The following is a 16,005-nucleotide window of genomic DNA, read 5'->3' on the forward strand; positions in this document are numbered from 1 at the left end:
ACTGCCGCGCTCTGTCCAGCACCAGAACAAGGAAGTTTCCATGCCCATCCCTGCCCCCTTCGTTTCCAAACCGATGGACATCGAGAAGGACTGGATCGACTACAACGGCCATCTCAACATGGCCTATTACAACGTGTTGTTCGACCGCTGCTCGGATGAGGCGTTCGAGGCGATGGGCATGGGGCTGGACTATGTCGAAGAGCGGCGCCTGACCATCTACACGGCCGAAGTCCATGTTTGCTATGTCCAGGAACTGCACCTCGAACACAAGGTCGTCGTATCCTTCCAGCTGATCGATCACGACGACAAGCGGCTGCGGGCCTACCAGGAAATCCGCCATGTCGATGGCTGGCTCGCCGCCACTTCCGAAACCCTGTCGCTGCATGTCGACATGTCCGGGCCGAAAGTCGCGCCCTTCCCCGCCGATGTGCAGGCCAAGGTGAAAGCCATGCGCGCCGCCCATTCTGCACTGCCGATGCCCGAGCGCGCCGGCCGTTCGATCGGTATTCGCCGCAGGACCGCTTGAAGCGCTGCCGCGCCCGCGTTAACCTTACCAAGGTTTTAACGTGAACAAGCCATTTGGGCCATTGAACGACTCAGCTGACCGTTTGAGAACGGTGCCATGCGAGTTGCGACGCGGGCGGCGGGCAACAGGCGGTTCGAGGAACGTGCATGAAAACCGACATCAAGGTCGAGGTGGACAGGCTGGCTGCCGATCCGCGCATCACCGACTATGATTTCTGGCGCTCGTTGAAGAACGTCAACAACGAGATCTTCCACATCGCCAACAACAACGAGCCTATCCCCTTCGACATGATCCGCTGGCGCGCCATCCTGAAGCAGGCGCGCATGAAGCGTGGCCACGCCTGATGTTTCCGCTGTTCTGAGAAAGCCGCCACCGGCGAGCGCCGCCACGGACCATTGCGACCTGATCATTTCTATAGGTCGGCGCCAGCCCTGCTTTCAGCGAATCGGCTACATCCGACAACCTTCAAAAACCGTTCATTTCGACAGTTTGCGCAACCGGCGATTCGGTTTCGCAAACGGCTGCCTGCGACAAGAAGATCAAGATTGAACCAATTCCACGTCTAAGCCGTTGTGACCCCTGAAAAACGGCTTGGAGTGAAAGCATGGACTGGAAAAGGACCAGGGAACCGGCCGACGCATGGCACATGACGGACAATCTGCATGCCGAGCACGGCAAGGGCGATCCGTTCGCGGCCGCCATCCGCGCCACCCGCATGTCGATGGTTATCACCGATCCCCGTCAGGCGGACAATCCGATCGTCTTTGCCAATGACGCGTTCCTGCGCCTGACCGGCTACGAGCGCGACGAGGTCATGGGCAAGAACTGCCGCTTCCTGCAGGGGCCAGAGACAGACAAGGCAGCTGTGGCTAGCGTGCGCGACGCGATAGCAGCGGGAACCGATATCGCCATCGATCTGTTGAACTACCGTAAGGACGGCTCGACATTCTGGAATGCGCTCTACATCAGCCCGGTTTCCAACGACAAAGGCGAACTCCTGTTCTTCTTTGCCTCACAGCTCGATGTCTCCGATCGCAAGCGCTCCGAGGATCGCATCACCGCCGACAAGAACCGCTTTGAAAAGGCTGTCAAGGAACGCACGCGCGAGCTTGAGGCCGCCCTTGAGGCGCAGACCACGCTGCTGCACGAGGTCGACCATCGGGTGAAAAACAACCTGCAGATGATCTCCTCGCTGATCATCATGCAAAGCCGGGCAATCAAGGATGAAGCGACGAAGCGATCCCTGACCACCATGCTGGAGCGCATCGAGGCGCTGAGCACTGTGCATCGCCGTCTCTACCAGTCAAAGGATGTCAGCCGCTTCGATGTCTCGGATTTCGCCAGGGATCTGGTCACCGACCTGCTGACCGCATCGGGGCGCGCCGAGATCAAGCCGACGCTGGACCTCGAACCCATCGTCATTCCGGCCGAAAAAGCCACGCCTGTTGCCTTGATGGTCAATGAGCTTGTCACCAACGCGCTGAAGCATGCCTTCAAGGAAAAGCCGGACGGCACCACCGCGGGGCGCATCGGCATCAAGATGAGCCAGCCCGACGGCCACTTCAACATCGAGGTTTCCGATGACGGCGTCGGCATGGCCGAGGCCAGTGGCGATGCTTCTTTCGGCATGCGGCTGATCAAGTCGCTTGCCCGTCAGTTGCATGCCGACATCGAATGGCGCGACGCCGGCCCGGGCACAAAGGTCGTCATCTCGATGCCGAACGAACCGCAGCAGAAAGGGAAGCTGTCATGAACGAACCGCTCAAGGTCCTGATCGTCGAGGATGAGGCGTTGCTGGCGATGGAACTGGAAAGCCTCGTCGAGGAAGCCGGCCACAGCGTTGTGGGTTGGGCGACATCGTTGGCCGAAGCAAGAGGTATGATTGATACCGCCGATGCCGATATTGCCTTTGTCGATATCCACCTCGCCGACGGACCGACCGGGGTCGAGGTTGCCGAGCATATCCGCGAGGGTAACCGTTCCATGGTGGTGTTCATGACCGCCAATCCAAAACGCATCCCCGACCATTTCGCCGGCGCGATCGGCGTCATCGCCAAGCCCTACACGATGAACGGACTGGTGTCGGCGTTGCGCTATCTGCAGGAGGGCGTGCGGCGCCCGCCCCCGGTCTCGGCGCTGCCGGCCGGTTTTACGCTGTCGCCGGCCTATGAGAGCGTATGGGCGTCGTCGGCGGCCTGAAGCCTACGCCAGCTTCTCCTTGAGGAAAGCGATCGTCCTGCCCCAGGCGAGATCGGCTGCCTTCTTGTCATAGCGCGCGGCCGAGGTGTCGTTGTTGAAGGCATGGTTGACGCCGTCATAGACCATAGACGGTGTATTCGACATGGGCGGCGTCGAGCGCCTTCTTGTAGGCATCGATGCCGGCGTCGATGCGCTCGTCTAGGCCGGCATAGTGCAGCAACAGCGCCGCCTTGATCTTCGCCACATCCTCGGCCTTCGGCTGCATGCCGTAATAGGCGACGCCGGCGGCGAGATCGGGCGCGTTGACCGCCAGATTGTTGACCGTGCCGCCGCCCCAGCAGAAGCCGACAGCACCGACCTTGCCGTTGCCGTCCTTCTCGCCCTTGAGATAGGCGATGGTCGCCACACCATCGGCGGTGACCTGGCTGGCGTCGAGCTTGGTGAACATGTCGCGCGCCTTGTCCTCGTCGGCGGGCGTGCCGCCGAGCGGCGACAGGAAATCCGGCGCCAGCACCACGAACCCTTCCAGCGCAACGCGCCGCGCCACATCCTTGATATGCGGGTTGAGCCCCCTGTTCTCATGCACCACGATGACGGTGCCGAGCTTGCCGGACTGGTCCGCCGGCCTGACCAGATAGCCCTTCATCTCACCGCTGCTGCCGGAATAGGTGATATCTTCAGCCTTCACGCGCGGATCGTTGTCGGCGACGATTGCCGCCTGCGCCGAATTCGCCGCAAGCAGCGGCGCGATCGCGGCCGCCGCCGCGCCCGATCCGGCAAGCCTGGTCAGCTGTTCCATGAAGCGGCGGCGGTCGAGCGTCAGATGCGTGTATTCGTCATAGGCATCGATCATCGCCTGGGTGATGGCAGGTTTGGCAGGTTTGACGGCTTCGGCGGTGGGTTTCGTCATGGCGTGCTCCTCGTTAGGAGATGATCTCACGGTCACTCCGGGATGACCTCATGGTCACTCCGGGATGACCTCGCGGTCACTCCGGGATGACTCGCGGATCAAGATAGGGTGCAAGCTCGCACGGTCCAGTCTCGGATGGGTGACGCTTGCGCCATCGAACGATGCGGCGGCCCCGCGGAACGCGCCCATCACATTTTGGTCATTTCAGAGAATGTCGATGGTGCCGCCACAATATGGAAGGAAGCTGATGATGGTCTCGCTCGTAGCGGCGAGCCCGACGAGAAGGAACAACGCCATGACCTTGTCTACTCCGATCCTTGCAAGCGCGCTCGTGCTTGCTGTTGCTGCCTTGCTGGCAATGCGCTCCGCTGCTGCCGCTGCCGCCGCTCGGATGGTGAATGTCCGCGTCGACCGGCGTCGGCCGTCACCACGCTGATCCAGCAGGCCGAAACAGGGCCGCAGCTAACCAATGAAGTACTGGGCTCCGTGCCCAGCCTCAAAGGCCATCTCTTACGCAAGCTGACCAAGGCTGCTGCTGCCCCTCATCGCCCTGCCGGGCACTCTCCCCGTATAGTGACGGGGAGAAGGATGCCGTCATCGATGATTTCGCCAATCGCCAGCGTTGCAGGAAAGGGCGCCAACGCTGAAGCTGCCCCTTCTCCCCGTCACTATACGGGGAGAAGATGCCGGCAGGCAGATGAGGGGCGGCGCGACATTGCCAGAATATCTGCCGGGCCGATCACTTACCTAAGTCACATCGCTGCTACTTCGGCAGCGTATAGGCCATCACATAGTCGCCGGGCTTGGTGCCGACCGAGCCATGGCCGCCGGCGACGATGATCACGAACTGGCGGCCGTCGGCGACGGTGTAGGTCATCGGCGTCGACTGCCCACCGGCCGGCAGCCTGGCCTGCCAAAGCTGCTTGCCCGATGTCAGGTCATAGGCGCGCAGATAGTCGTCGACCGCCGCGCCCAGGAAAACGACGCCGCCGGCGGTGATCATCGGCCCGCCAATGCCGGGAACACCGACCTTCAGCGGCAAGGGCAACGGCGTCATGTCGTAGACGGTGCCGTTGCGGTGCTTGTAGGCGATCTTGCCGGTTCTGAGGTCGGCCCCGGCCACATAGCCCCATGGCGGCGCCTGGCAGGGCACGCCGAGCGGCGACAGGAACGGCCCCATCACCACCGCATAGGGTGCGCCCTCATTGCGGTTCAGCCCCTGCTCGCTGCCGCGCCCCTCATCCGGCGGCGGCACCTGGTCGCGCGGAATGAGTTGCGATTTGAACGCCAGATAGGTCGGCATGCCGAACATCACCTGCCGCACCGGATCGACGGCGACGCCGCCCCAGTTGAAGGTGCCGAAATTACCGGGATAGACCAGCGACCCCTGCACCGATGGCGGGGTATAGCGGCCCTCGTAGCGCAGGCCCTGGAATTCGATCCGGCAGGCCAGCTGGTCGAACATGGTGATGCCCCACATGTCGGCGCCGGTCAGCGGCCTCGGATTGAAGGAGAGATCCGAGACCGGCTGCGTCGGCGACGTGTGATCGCCCTCGACAGCGCCGCCCGGCGCCGGCACTTCCTTGATCGGGATGATCGGCTCGCCGCTGCGCCGGTCGAGCACGTAGAGGTCGCCCTGCTTGGTCGGTCCAACCAGGCCCGGAACGACGCCGGCAGCGGTGGTGATGTCGACCAGGGTCGGCTGTGCCGGCACATCCATGTCCCAGAGGTCGTGATGCACGGTCTGCCGCACCCAGCGCACTTGTCCGGTGGCCAGATCGAGCGCGGTGATCGAGGAGGAAAACTTCTCGACATTGGCGCTGCGGCCCATCCCGAGCTGGTCCGGCGTCTGGTTGCCGAGCGGCACATAGAGCAGGCCGAGCTTCTCGTCGGCGCTTGCCGTCGACCACATGTTGGGCGAGTTGTGGGTGTAGGTCTGGCCTGCCGCCAGCGGCGTTGTCTGGTCCGGATTGCCGGAATCCCAGTTCCACACCAGGGCGCCGGTGTCGACGTCGAAGGCCCGGATGACGCCGGACGGCTCTTGCGTCGAATAATTGTCGTTGACCGCGCCGCCGATGATGATCTTGCCGCCGGCAATCAGCGGCGCCGAGGTCGAGTAATAATAGCCCGACTTCGGATACGGCATGTTGGTCAACAGATTGAGCGTGCCGGCCTCGGCGAAGGACGCGCAGACCTGGCCGTTGGCGGCGTCGAGCGCGATCAGCCGCGCATCCGAGGTCGGCAGATAGACGCGTGTCGCGCAAGGCTGGCCGGCCGCGATCTTGGCATCGGCATAATAGGACACGCCGCGGCAGGTCTGGTGCTGGCGGTCCTTGTCGAGCTTGATCTTGGGATCGAAACGCCATTTCTCCTTGCCGGTGGCGGCATCGATGGCGATGGCGAAATTGTGCGGCGTGCAGATATAGAGCGCGTCGCCCACCTTCAGCGGCGTCACCTGATAGGTGGTTTCGCCGACATCGTCCGGCCCTTTCACGTCGCCGGTCTGGTAGGTCCAGGCAGGCTGCAATTTGGCGACATTTTCGGGCGTGATCTGGTCGAGCGGCGAATAGCGCTGGCCAAATTGCGTGCGGCCGTAGAAGTGCCATTCACCCGGAGGCACGTTGCCGCCGAGATCGGCAGTCGGCGTCACCTTGTCGGCGCTGAGGTCGCCGGCGATGTCCTTGGGATCGGCCGTCATCGAATAACCGGCGACGGCGAGCGAAGCGAGCACGGCCAGAATGAGCGGCGCGCGCGCGTCGGGGCCGGTCAGGCCCCGCCTTGGCCAAGGCGTCAGCAGCCACAGCGCCAGAAGCACGATGATGCCGCCGCGCGGTCCGAGTTCCCACCAGTCGAAGCCGATTTCCCACACCGCCCAGGCCAGCGTGCCGAGCACGATCGCCGCGTAGAGCCAGAGCGCCGTCGATTTGCGCCGGAAGAGCAGCCATGCGGCGATGAGGAAGGCGAGACCGGTGACGACATAGTACCAGCTGCCGCCCAGCATCGCGAGCCAGACGCCGCCGCCGCCAAGTGCCAGGCCGATGAGGAACAGGATGAGGGAGGTGATGACGACAGCCAAGACGATACTCCTTCGACTGATGCGCATTCCGCGACGCGGCCATGGGCAAAGGTATGCCAATCCTGCCCCCCGCGGTACAACCTTCTCCCGGCCGCCGTGCCTGTCAAGCCGCCGGGGAGCGATCCATGGCGAAACCAAAAGGCCATGCCGCAGGCTCTCTTGCGTAACAGGGCGTTTTTCGAGGCCACACGCCAAGGTGGCAATCCCGCCTTGCCGGCATCCGGGTTTTCCAGCAGTCTGCTTTGGACCAACCATCAGGAGCAACCAGAGTGACGTTATTCGCCTCGCCTCTGACGCGCGTAGTCCTTGTCCTCTGTAGCTTCGTCGCGCTCACGGCCGGCACTGTGGCCGCGCCGGCACAGACGCTGAGCGAAATCAACAAGGCAAACGGCTTTCACGAGATGCTGATGGGCATTGGTCCCGGCATCGCCGCAGCCACGAAATCCATACCCGAACCGTTACCGGCAAATTTCCAGGACGCCTTGTCGGTCGCGCTGGAAGGCGCCTTCGACGCAGTCAAAATGGAGACTGCCATCGAATCGCGGATGGCCGACAGGCTGTCGGCCATCGATCTGTCCGACCTCGCAGCGTTTTACGCTTCCCCGTTGGGCAAGCACGTCACCGCTTTGGAAATTCAGTCGTCTGGCCCGGAAGGCAGGCAAGGCAAGAAGACAGAGGGCAAGCAAATCCTCGCCGAGCTTCCGACCAAGGATCCAGCCCGGCTCGAATTGTACCGCAAGATCATCGACGATATCAGCGCTGTCGACACCGGCGAGGCGATAGCGCTGAACATGAGCTACGCGATGGTCACGGGGATGCTGGGCGCAGCCGGAAAGCCTCTGTCGGACGAACAGATCATGGCGCTGGTGCGTCAGCAATCCGTGAAAATTCGCCAGAACATCGAACAGAATGCCATGCAGGGTAGCGCTTATACATACCGGGATATCTCGCTCGGCGATCTCAGACTGTACTCGACATTCCTGGCGTCACCCGCGGGCAGCCGCTATTACGACCAGATGCTGACGGCCTTTGGCATGGTGATGACAGAGGAAGCGCGCTCGTTCGGACATCGATTGTTCGTCGCGCTCGGTTACCGAAAGGCCTGAGCCGCGGTATCGGGGACTTTAGCAGAACAAAACGTAGACACTTCTGGTCTTTCGCTCCCGAATCACTACATTCGGGGGAGATGTCCGGCTTTGCGGAAGACATGCCCTTTTTCGACGAACCCAATGCGCGGCCCGCGGGCCCGTCGGGCATAGCCGCGCGCGCCATGGCGGCCCGCAGCGGCCCCAACAGCGCGCCCGATTATCTCAACGGCCTCAACCCCGAGCAGCGGCTGGCGGTGGAAACCACCGAAGGCCCGGTCCTGGTGCTGGCCGGCGCCGGCACCGGCAAGACCCGCGTGCTGACCACCCGCATCGCCCATATCCTGGCCACCGGCAGGGCTTTCCCCTCGCAGATCCTGGCGGTGACCTTCACCAACAAGGCCGCGCGCGAGATGAAGCAGCGCATCGGCCATCTCGTCGGCGAAGCCGTCGAGGGCATGCCGTGGCTCGGCACCTTCCACTCCATCGGCGTCAAGCTCTTGCGCCGCCACGCCGAGCTGGCCGGGCTCAAATCCGATTTCACCATCCTCGACACCGACGACGTCGTACGGCTGATCAAGCAGCTGATCCAGGCCGAAGGCCTCGACGACAAGCGCTGGCCGGCCAAGCAGTTCGCGCAGATGATCGACGGCTGGAAGAACAAGGGCCAAGGCCCCGCCGACATTGCCGAGGGCGACGCGCGCAGCTTCGCCAACGGCAAGGGCCGGGAACTCTACAAGGCCTATCAGGAGCGGCTGAAGACGCTGAACGCCTGCGACTTCGGCGATCTGCTCTGCCACCCGATCCGCATCTTCCGCGCCAATCCGGACGTGCTGAAGGAATACCACAAGCGCTTCAAATACATCCTCGTCGACGAATACCAGGACACCAACACCGCGCAATACATGTGGCTGCGGCTGCTGGCGCAGCGGCCTACCTCCCCCTCGATGGGGGAGGTCGCGCCGCGTAGCGGCGCGGGTGGGGGTGGCAGCGCCGGCGCCAGTCACCCCTCCCCGCCGCTTCGCGGCGACCCTCCCCATCCAGGCGAGGGTAAAGCGCGATCGGCCGAAGGCCGCAAGCCCGACCGGGCGTCCGAGCCGTTGCGAGGCGACTCCCGCGACGCCGAAGGCGCGCAAAAAAGAGGGGGCGGAAGGCCCGCGCCGGCAGGCGCGGAACAGCCCGTGAGCGTGAATATTTGCTGCGTCGGCGACGACGACCAGTCCATCTATGGCTGGCGTGGCGCCGAGGTCGACAACATCCTGCGCTTCGACAAGGATTTCCCCGGCGCCACCATCATCCGGCTGGAACGCAACTACCGCTCGACCGCGCACATCCTCGGCACCGCCTCGCACCTCATCGCCCACAATGAGGGTCGCTTCGGCAAGACGCTGTTCACCGAGAAGGTCGCCGAGGACGACGAGAAGGTGCATGTTCACGCCGCTTGGGATTCCGAGGAGGAAGCCCGCGCCGTCGGCGAAACCATCGAGACCTACCAGCGTGCCAAGCACAAGCTGAACGACATGGCCATCCTGGTCCGCGCCTCCTTCCAGATGCGCGAATTCGAAGACCGCTTCGTCACGCTCGGCCTCAATTACCGCGTCATCGGCGGCCCGCGTTTTTATGAGCGCATGGAAATCCGCGATGCGCTGGCCTTTTTCCGCGTCGTCGCCCAAGGCGCCGACGACCTCGCCTTCGAGCGCATCGTCAATGTCCCCAAGCGCGGCCTGGGTGAAGCCACCATCCGGCAGATCCACGACACGGCGCGGAGCTTGCGCATCCCGATGCTGGAGGCCGCGGCCAAGCTCGCGGAAAGCGATGAGCTGAAGCCCAAGCCGCGCGCGGCCTTGCGCGAAGTGGCGGCCAATTTCGAGCGCTGGCAGAAGGCGCTGGAAACCACGCCACACACCGAGCTCGCCGAGACCATTCTGGAGGAGAGCGGCTACACCGACATGTGGAAGAACGACCGTTCGGTCGAGGCGCCGGGCCGGCTGGAAAACTTGAAAGAGCTGATCCGCTCGATGGAGGAGTATGAATCGCTGCGCTCCTTCCTCGAGCATGTCGCGCTGGTCATGGACGCCGAGCAGAACGCCGAGCTTGACGCCGTCAACATCATGACGCTGCATTCGGCCAAGGGCCTCGAATTCGAGACGGTTTTCCTGCCCGGCTGGGAGGAAGGCCTGTTTCCGCACCAGCGCGCGCTGGACGAAGGCGGCCGCTCCGGCCTGGAGGAAGAGCGCCGTCTCGCCTATGTCGGCCTGACCCGGGCCAAGAAGAACCTGCATTTGTGGTTCGTCTCCAACCGCCGCATCCACGGCCTGTGGCAGTCGACCATCCCGTCGCGCTTTCTGGACGAACTGCCGGAAGCCCATGTCGAGGTCGCCGAAAGCGGCAACTCCTATGGCGGCTACGGCAATTCCTATGGCGGCGGTTCGTTCGCGTCGGGCCGTGGCGGCCAGGGCGCAGGACGGCAGAACCCCTACGGCGCCTCGCGCTTCGACAATGTCGGCGCGGAAAAATCCGGCGCCTTCTCCAACACCTATGCGACGCCCGGCTGGCAGCGCGCGCAGGCCAACCGCACCGAGGCCACCGACCGCAACTGGGGCTCGCGCTCTGGCCACCAGGTCGAGCGCATCGGCTATGGCGAGACCGACAGCGGCTACGGCGCCGGCCGCACCTCGGTCAAAGGCCGCACCATCGACGGCGAACTGGTCGCCAAATCCGTCGCCGACACGCCGTCAGCCTTTAGTGTCGGCGACCGCGTCTTCCACCAGAAATTCGGCAACGGCAACATTTCCAACATCGAAGGCAACAAGCTGACCATCGACTTCGACAAGGCCGGCCAGAAACGCGTGCTCGACGGGTTCGTCGCGGCGGTGTGAGCGCCCGCTTGTCCTGTTGTCCTACAAGCGACCACATTGTTGTAGTCTGGCGGAGCCCTCCCCGCCTCGTCATCCACGGGCGGAGCAAGGAGCGTAGCGACGCAGCGTAGCGACGAGGATCCATCCCGCGTCTTCAACGCGTTGCCACGGTGCGGAATCCTGCGCAGCTGCACTCCAAGGTCGCGGAATGGATTCCAGGGTCTACGCGACGGAGCTTCGCTCCTGCTCCGCCCTAGAATGACGAAGCGACGGGCGTCTGCCCAGTCGTCGGGGCATGCGGTCCGCAACATGAGCGTCCCCGTCAATTTAGCCCGCCCCTCACCTGTACCGCGCCTGGTTCCACTTGTGCCCCAGCAGCGACAGGATGATGATCAGCCCGTTGAAGAACTGGACGTAGAAGCCGCTCAGGCCCGCCGCCACGACGCCGGTCTGGATGAACGACACGGTGACCGCGCCGATCGCTCCACCGGCAACCGTACCGATGCCGCCCCAGGTCGGCGTGCCGCCGACGAACACCGAAGCCAGCACCGGCAAGAGATAGCCGTCGCCCGCGGTCGGCCACCAGGTGAAGTTGATCATCACCGAAAACGTGCCGGCGATCGCGGCCCCGATGCCGGTGAAGATGAACACTTTCACCCGCACACGCTTGACGTCGATGCCCATCTGCTGGGCGCTGTCGGGGTTGTCGCCGACGACCCTCACCTGCGCGCCGAAGCGGTGCCGGTTGTAGAGCATTGCCGACAAAATGACGAAGGCGAGTGCCCAGAAGACCTGTACCGGAAAACCCCACACCTGACCGGAGAAGATGGTGTACGCCCAGCTGTCGCTGAGACCGGTCAATGCCGTCGATCTGCCCTCGTTGATGATCTGGATCAGTCCCCGCAGCAGGAAATTCATGCCGAGGGTGGCGATCAGCGACGACAGCCCGCCATAAACGACCAGGGATCCGACGAGAAAGCCGAGCAGCGTGCCGGTGAGAATCGCCGCTGCGATGCCGAGAAACGGATCGTAGCCGGCCTGCACCACCAGCGCGAACACCCAGGAGGCAAAGCCCATGGTTGCGGGAAACGACAGGTCGATCTCGCCGCAGGTGACGACGAAGACCAGCGGCACCACCACGAACAGGGCAACCGGCAGCGTGGTCAGCACGGATCTGTAGAGATACCAGGTGGTGAACACGGTCGGGTTGGCGATCAGGAACGCCGCCATCATGATGATGAACACGGCGAGCGTGCCGAGCGCTGCGCGGTTGTCGATGACGAAACCGCGCAGCCAATGGTCGGACGGGTGCTTCCACTCAGGCCGGGCTGCCTTGCCGCCGAGCGGGCTCTGCAGATCGGGTTCCATGGTCTTGCTCATCGTGCTGCCCTCTCCGCGTCGCCGGCCTCGTGCAGCCCCGGCAATCCTCCGGGATGCGCAACGTCTTCCATGAAATTGATCAGCTCTTCGGCCGACTTGACCTCGGTGCGATCGGCGGTCAGCGCCACCTTGCCGCGGTCAATCACCACGAAGCGGTCGGCGATGTCGAAGACATGGTGGATGTTGTGGCCGATGAACAGGATCGAACGGCCGCTCGCCCGCACCTGGCGCACGAAATGGAAGACCTTGGCGGTCTCGGTCAGCGACAGCGCCGTCGTCGGCTCGTCGAGGATGATCAGCTCGGCCTGCTTGTAGATGGCGCGCGCGATCGCCACGCCCTGGCGTTCGCCGCCGGAGAGCTGGCCGACGATCGAATGCGGCGTGAACACTTTCGAGGTAAAGCCGATCTCGCGCATCAGCCGGCTCGCCTCCTCTATCTCTTTATTGACCTTCAGAAAGCCCATGAAGCCGGTGAGTTCGCGGCCCATGAAGATGTTGCGCACGATGGTCTGCTGCACGGCCAGCGCCCGGTCCTGGAAGACCGTCTCGATGCCGGCGTCGCGCGAGCGTGCCGCACTCCAGCCGGTCACCGGCTTGCCGCGCACCAGGATCTCGCCGCTGGTCGGCTTGACGACGCCGGACAGGATCTTGATCAGCGTCGATTTGCCGGCGCCATTGTCACCGATCAAGCCAACCACCTCGCCGCGGTCGACCGAGAGATTGACCCCGCCCAGCGCATAGACCTGGCCATAGGATTTGCTGATGTCGCGCAGTTCGATGATGCGTTCGGCCATGGCGATCCTCGCTCCTGTGGTATCATCCCGGCCTGGTGCCGGCGGTCCTGCCGGCCGGGCTTGCGCCCAGCCGGCAGTTTGGGAGGTCAGCGCAGCGCCTGCTTGGCGAGCTCGGCGACGATCTCGTAATTCTGCGGCGTGACGAAGCCGGCGCCAGTGTCGACATTCATCGGCGCCAGGCCCAGCACCACCTGCTGGCAAAGGCTGAGGATCGGCAGATAGCCTTGCAGAAACGGCTGCTGATCGGCCGTCAGTTGCACCCAGCCGCCCTTGAACGCCTCGACGATCTGCGGGCTGGTGTCGAAGCCGAAATTGAAGATGTCGCCGGGCTTGCGCCCCGCCGCCTGCATGTAGGTGGCGACGTTGCCCAGCATCTGGCCGCCGGGATAGCCTACCGCCTTGACGTCGGGATTGTTGAGCAGGGCCGCGGTGATCACCGGTATCGCCAGATTGGGGTCGGACGCCCATTCGCCGCTCGGCGGCGACGACAGCTGGATGACCTCGACGCCGGCTTCCTTGAGTGCTGCCACCGTGCCGCGCTCGCGCGCGCCGCGGGCCTCGTTCTCGAACGGGCCGATCATGATCGCCTTGTCGCCGGACTTGAGATTGCCGAGCTTGAACGCTTCGACGCCGAGCGCGCGGCCCTGCTGCTCCTGCTGGGCGCCGACATAGCCGCCGCCGAACGCAGCCACCACCGTCGGCACCGGCACGTTCTGGTACATCATCTTGATGCCGTCCTTGTGCGCCTGTTCGGCCAGCGGCATGATCGCGGCGTCGCCGGGATGGCCCATCATGGCAATGCCGTTGGGCTTCACGGCGACGGCCTCGCGCAATTGCTGAACCATCTTCTCGACGTCCCACTGCGAGAAGATGTAGTCGACCTTGGGTCCGAGATCGGACGCCGCCTGCTTGGCGCCATTGTAGACGATGGTGCCGAAAGCGTCGCCCTCGGCGCCGCCGACGAAAAAGCGGATGTGGACATCCTTGCACCACTGGGCGTCGAGCGCCTGCGCCGGCAGAGTGGAGATGGCAGCGCACAGCGCCGTGGCGGCGGCCACGACGGTCGAGCGCAGAAGTGTCGTTCTCATTGCGATGCTCATGCACGTTCCTCCCTTTTGTCCTCGGTGAGCCGAGGGGTTTCGTCGTTCGCCTGTCGGCAGTGCTTGTCGGCAGTGCTTGGCAATCTGTCAGGCCGGCTCCTCCCACCGGCCCTCGGTCACGCTGGGTTCGGCAGGTAGGTCGCTCCTCCCCGGCATTGCTTGAGGTATTCCAGCCCGCGCACCTGACCTGTGATTTCGAGGTCGCCGCGATAGACCGGGTCATGCCAGCCCTCGATGTCGATGGCGCCCTTGTAACCGGCCAGCCGCAATTCGCTGATCACCCGCGTCCAGTCGCTGTCGCCAAACCCGGGTGTGCGCATCTGCACGAAGGGCAGCTTGCCGAACACGCCGTGCTCGCGGATCACATCCCAGCGCACCGTCGCGTCCTTGCCGTGGACATGGAAGATGCGCGGCGCCCATTTGCGGATCTGCGGCATCGGGTCGATGAGGTAGACAAGCTGATGGCAGGGCTCCCATTCCAGGCCGAGATTGTCGTCGGGCAATTCGTTGAACATCAGCTCCCAGGCGTCCGGATTGTGGGCGATGTTCCAGTCACCGGCGGCCCAGTTGCCGTCCATGGCGCAATTTTCGAAGGCAATGCGCACGCCCTTGTCGGCGGCGCGTTTGGCCAGTGGTCCCCAGACCTCACGGAAGCGCGGCAGGCTGTCGGTCAGCTTCTTGCCGCGAAGGCGGCCGGTGAAGCCGCTGACCGTCGAGGCGCCGAACAGATGCGCATTGTCGATGACGGTTTCCCATGCCGCGAGCACGCCGCGATCGACCTCGCCATCCTCCAGCGGATTGCCGAACACGCCGATCGACGACACGGCGACATCGGCATCGCCGATCGCCTCGCGGATCTCGCCGGCGAGCCGCGCCAAATCCTTGCCGCCCAGCGTCTGCCAGAAGAAGGGCTGGATGCTCTCGAAGCCGAGCGGCAGAATCTCTTTGATGTAGGCGGCCGGGTCTTCGAGATTGGCCCGCACCATGGTGCCGATCCGGATGTCGAGAAGCGGGTTTGGCATCATGATGCTTCCTGTGTGATTGCGACGCGCCGTCCGGTCTCGGCGCTTTCGATGGCGCCAAAAACCATGGCCAGGCTTTTGATGTTGTCGCTGCCACGGGTTTCCGGCTCGCTGCCGGTCTCGATGGCGTGGATGAAATCCTTGATGATGCCGAGATGACCGCCGATGCGGTCGGCGGGATCGAGCGGCGGCACTGTGATGGGTTGGGTCAGGTCGAACAGGCCGTCGCGGACCGACAACACAACCTCGGCCTTCAGCCCGTCCTCGCCATCCCAGACCAGGCTGCCGTGCTCGGCGACGATGCGCCATGTGCTCTCCCAGCTGGTGCGAAAGCCCGCCGCGCACCAGGAACCGGCATAGGTGAAGCGCTTGCCGGCGCCAAGATCGAAGATAGCGCTGGCCGACGATCCCTGCCGGTACCAGGAATTGGCCGGCTCCCATTCCTGGCAAAAGACACCGGCGGGATCGCCTGCGACCATGTAGCGGGCGGCGTCGAATGTGTGGATCGCCATGTCGAGCAAGAGCACATGGGCCATCTCCTCGCGAAAGCCGCCGAAATGCGGCGCGACGAAGAAATCGGCATGGATGCTGGTTGGCTTGCCGATGGCGCCGGAGTCGAGAAAGCGCCTGATGCGCCGGACATTGGCGACGTAGCGGCGGTTCTGCACGACCGCATGGATACGCCCCGCGTCACGTGCCGCATCGACGATGGCGCGCGCATTTTCTGGAGTATCGGCCAGCGGCTTTTCCGTCAGCAGATGGCAATTATGGGCAAAGGCGGCAAAGGCGACATCACGCCGGGCGGCTGGAACCACGACATCGAACACCGCGTCGGGCCTGGTCTGGTCGAGAACCTGATCGAGGCTGGTGCCGATGACGGCGCGATCGAGCCCGTATTCGCGTGCCCTCGCCCGCGCCCGTTCGGCGTCGAGATCGACAAGTCCGACAATGGCCAACCCGCCGATCTGCCTCGCGGCATCGAGCCAGGCCTTGCTCATCGCACCACAGCCGACGAGGACGGCATTCATCATCCGGCATTCCTCCCGTCCGGTCCC

12 protein-coding genes and 1 pseudogene are annotated in these 16,005 nt (G+C 63.9%); 6 read left to right on the forward strand and 7 right to left on the reverse strand.

The features are described from left to right. Positions 1 to 40: 40 nt before the first annotated feature. The 4 genes from NKL06_RS30375 (at position 41) to NKL06_RS30390 (ending at position 2,725) form a co-directional block, all read left to right on the forward strand. The gene (locus NKL06_RS30375) at positions 41 to 526 is read left to right on the forward strand and encodes a thioesterase family protein (protein ID WP_023688057.1); all 486 of its coding nucleotides are present in this window, start codon (positions 41 to 43) and stop codon (positions 524 to 526) included. A gap of 146 nt (positions 527 to 672) precedes the next feature. Beyond that, positions 673 to 870, forward strand: a complete 198-nt coding sequence (locus NKL06_RS30380; RefSeq protein WP_013531006.1) for a hypothetical protein — start codon at positions 673 to 675, stop codon at positions 868 to 870. A gap of 260 nt (positions 871 to 1,130) precedes the next feature. Beyond that, positions 1,131 to 2,279 (forward strand): histidine kinase dimerization/phosphoacceptor domain -containing protein, encoded by a 1,149-nt coding sequence (locus NKL06_RS30385; RefSeq protein WP_023668314.1) that lies wholly within the window; start codon positions 1,131 to 1,133, stop codon positions 2,277 to 2,279. Further along, complete coding sequence (locus NKL06_RS30390; RefSeq protein ID WP_023690897.1) at positions 2,276 to 2,725, forward strand: response regulator; 450 nt, start codon at positions 2,276 to 2,278, stop codon at positions 2,723 to 2,725. The genes NKL06_RS30385 and NKL06_RS30390 overlap by 4 nt, the downstream gene beginning before the upstream one ends. Positions 2,726 to 2,728: 3 nt before the next feature. On the opposite strand, the pseudogene NKL06_RS30395 reads toward NKL06_RS30390, so the two are convergent. Beyond that, a pseudogene (locus NKL06_RS30395) lies at positions 2,729 to 3,635 on the reverse strand (dienelactone hydrolase family protein). Between the two features lie 763 nt (positions 3,636 to 4,398). Then, positions 4,399 to 6,738, reverse strand: coding sequence for a glucose/quinate/shikimate family membrane-bound PQQ-dependent dehydrogenase (locus tag NKL06_RS30400; RefSeq protein WP_196814067.1), 2,340 nt, complete (start codon positions 6,736 to 6,738; stop codon positions 4,399 to 4,401). 242 nt (positions 6,739 to 6,980) lie between these two features. Here NKL06_RS30400 and NKL06_RS30405 point away from each other — a divergent pair, with 242 nt between their 5' ends. Next, positions 6,981 to 7,817, forward strand: a complete 837-nt coding sequence (locus NKL06_RS30405; RefSeq protein WP_023690895.1) for a DUF2059 domain-containing protein — start codon at positions 6,981 to 6,983, stop codon at positions 7,815 to 7,817. A gap of 80 nt (positions 7,818 to 7,897) precedes the next feature. Further along, positions 7,898 to 10,675 (forward strand): ATP-dependent helicase, encoded by a 2,778-nt coding sequence (locus NKL06_RS30410; protein WP_352581479.1) that lies wholly within the window; start codon positions 7,898 to 7,900, stop codon positions 10,673 to 10,675. Between the two features lie 318 nt (positions 10,676 to 10,993). Here the strand turns inward: NKL06_RS30410 and NKL06_RS30415 are convergent, their stop codons facing one another. The 5 genes from NKL06_RS30415 to NKL06_RS30435 form a co-directional block, all read right to left on the reverse strand. Next, a complete protein-coding gene (locus NKL06_RS30415; protein WP_023668309.1) occupies positions 10,994 to 12,034 on the reverse strand; it encodes an ABC transporter permease in 1,041 nt (346 codons plus the stop codon). Beyond that, entirely contained in the window at positions 12,031 to 12,828 is a 798-nt protein-coding gene (locus NKL06_RS30420; RefSeq protein ID WP_023668308.1) for an ATP-binding cassette domain-containing protein, read from the reverse strand. Before NKL06_RS30420 ends, NKL06_RS30415 begins: the two co-directional genes overlap by 4 nt. An 86-nt stretch (positions 12,829 to 12,914) precedes the next feature. Beyond that, positions 12,915 to 13,928 (reverse strand): substrate-binding domain-containing protein, encoded by a 1,014-nt coding sequence (locus NKL06_RS30425; protein WP_023682113.1) that lies wholly within the window; start codon positions 13,926 to 13,928, stop codon positions 12,915 to 12,917. A gap of 116 nt (positions 13,929 to 14,044) precedes the next feature. After that, entirely contained in the window at positions 14,045 to 14,950 is a 906-nt protein-coding gene (locus NKL06_RS30430; RefSeq protein ID WP_023690893.1) for a sugar phosphate isomerase/epimerase family protein, read from the reverse strand. Then, on the reverse strand, positions 14,950 to 15,981 hold the full coding sequence (locus NKL06_RS30435) for a Gfo/Idh/MocA family protein (RefSeq protein ID WP_023690892.1): 1,032 nt from the start codon (positions 15,979 to 15,981) through the stop codon (positions 14,950 to 14,952). Before NKL06_RS30435 ends, NKL06_RS30430 begins: the two co-directional genes overlap by 1 nt. Positions 15,982 to 16,005: the final 24 nt, after the last annotated feature.

The organism is Mesorhizobium sp. C268A (assembly GCF_040324475.1).
Taxonomy (GTDB): Bacteria; Pseudomonadota; Alphaproteobacteria; order Rhizobiales; family Rhizobiaceae; genus Mesorhizobium.

Excerpts from the sequence above, each read along its gene's own strand:
- NKL06_RS30375 (WP_023688057.1), top strand. The coding sequence starts at position 41 with ATGCCCATCCCTGCCCCCTTCGTTTCCAAACCGATGGACATCGAGAAG.
- NKL06_RS30380 (WP_013531006.1), top strand. The coding sequence starts at position 673 with ATGAAAACCGACATCAAGGTCGAGGTGGACAGGCTGGCTGCCGATCCG.
- NKL06_RS30385 (WP_023668314.1), top strand. The coding sequence starts at position 1,131 with ATGGACTGGAAAAGGACCAGGGAACCGGCCGACGCATGGCACATGACG.
- NKL06_RS30390 (WP_023690897.1), top strand. The coding sequence starts at position 2,276 with ATGAACGAACCGCTCAAGGTCCTGATCGTCGAGGATGAGGCGTTGCTG.
- NKL06_RS30400 (WP_196814067.1), bottom strand. The coding sequence starts at position 6,738 with ATGCGCATCAGTCGAAGGAGTATCGTCTTGGCTGTCGTCATCACCTCC.
- NKL06_RS30410 (WP_352581479.1), top strand. The coding sequence starts at position 7,898 with ATGTCCGGCTTTGCGGAAGACATGCCCTTTTTCGACGAACCCAATGCG.
- NKL06_RS30415 (WP_023668309.1), bottom strand. The coding sequence starts at position 12,034 with ATGAGCAAGACCATGGAACCCGATCTGCAGAGCCCGCTCGGCGGCAAG.
- NKL06_RS30420 (WP_023668308.1), bottom strand. The coding sequence starts at position 12,828 with ATGGCCGAACGCATCATCGAACTGCGCGACATCAGCAAATCCTATGGC.
- NKL06_RS30425 (WP_023682113.1), bottom strand. The coding sequence starts at position 13,928 with ATGAGCATCGCAATGAGAACGACACTTCTGCGCTCGACCGTCGTGGCC.
- NKL06_RS30430 (WP_023690893.1), bottom strand. The coding sequence starts at position 14,950 with ATGCCAAACCCGCTTCTCGACATCCGGATCGGCACCATGGTGCGGGCC.
- NKL06_RS30435 (WP_023690892.1), bottom strand. The coding sequence starts at position 15,981 with ATGATGAATGCCGTCCTCGTCGGCTGTGGTGCGATGAGCAAGGCCTGG.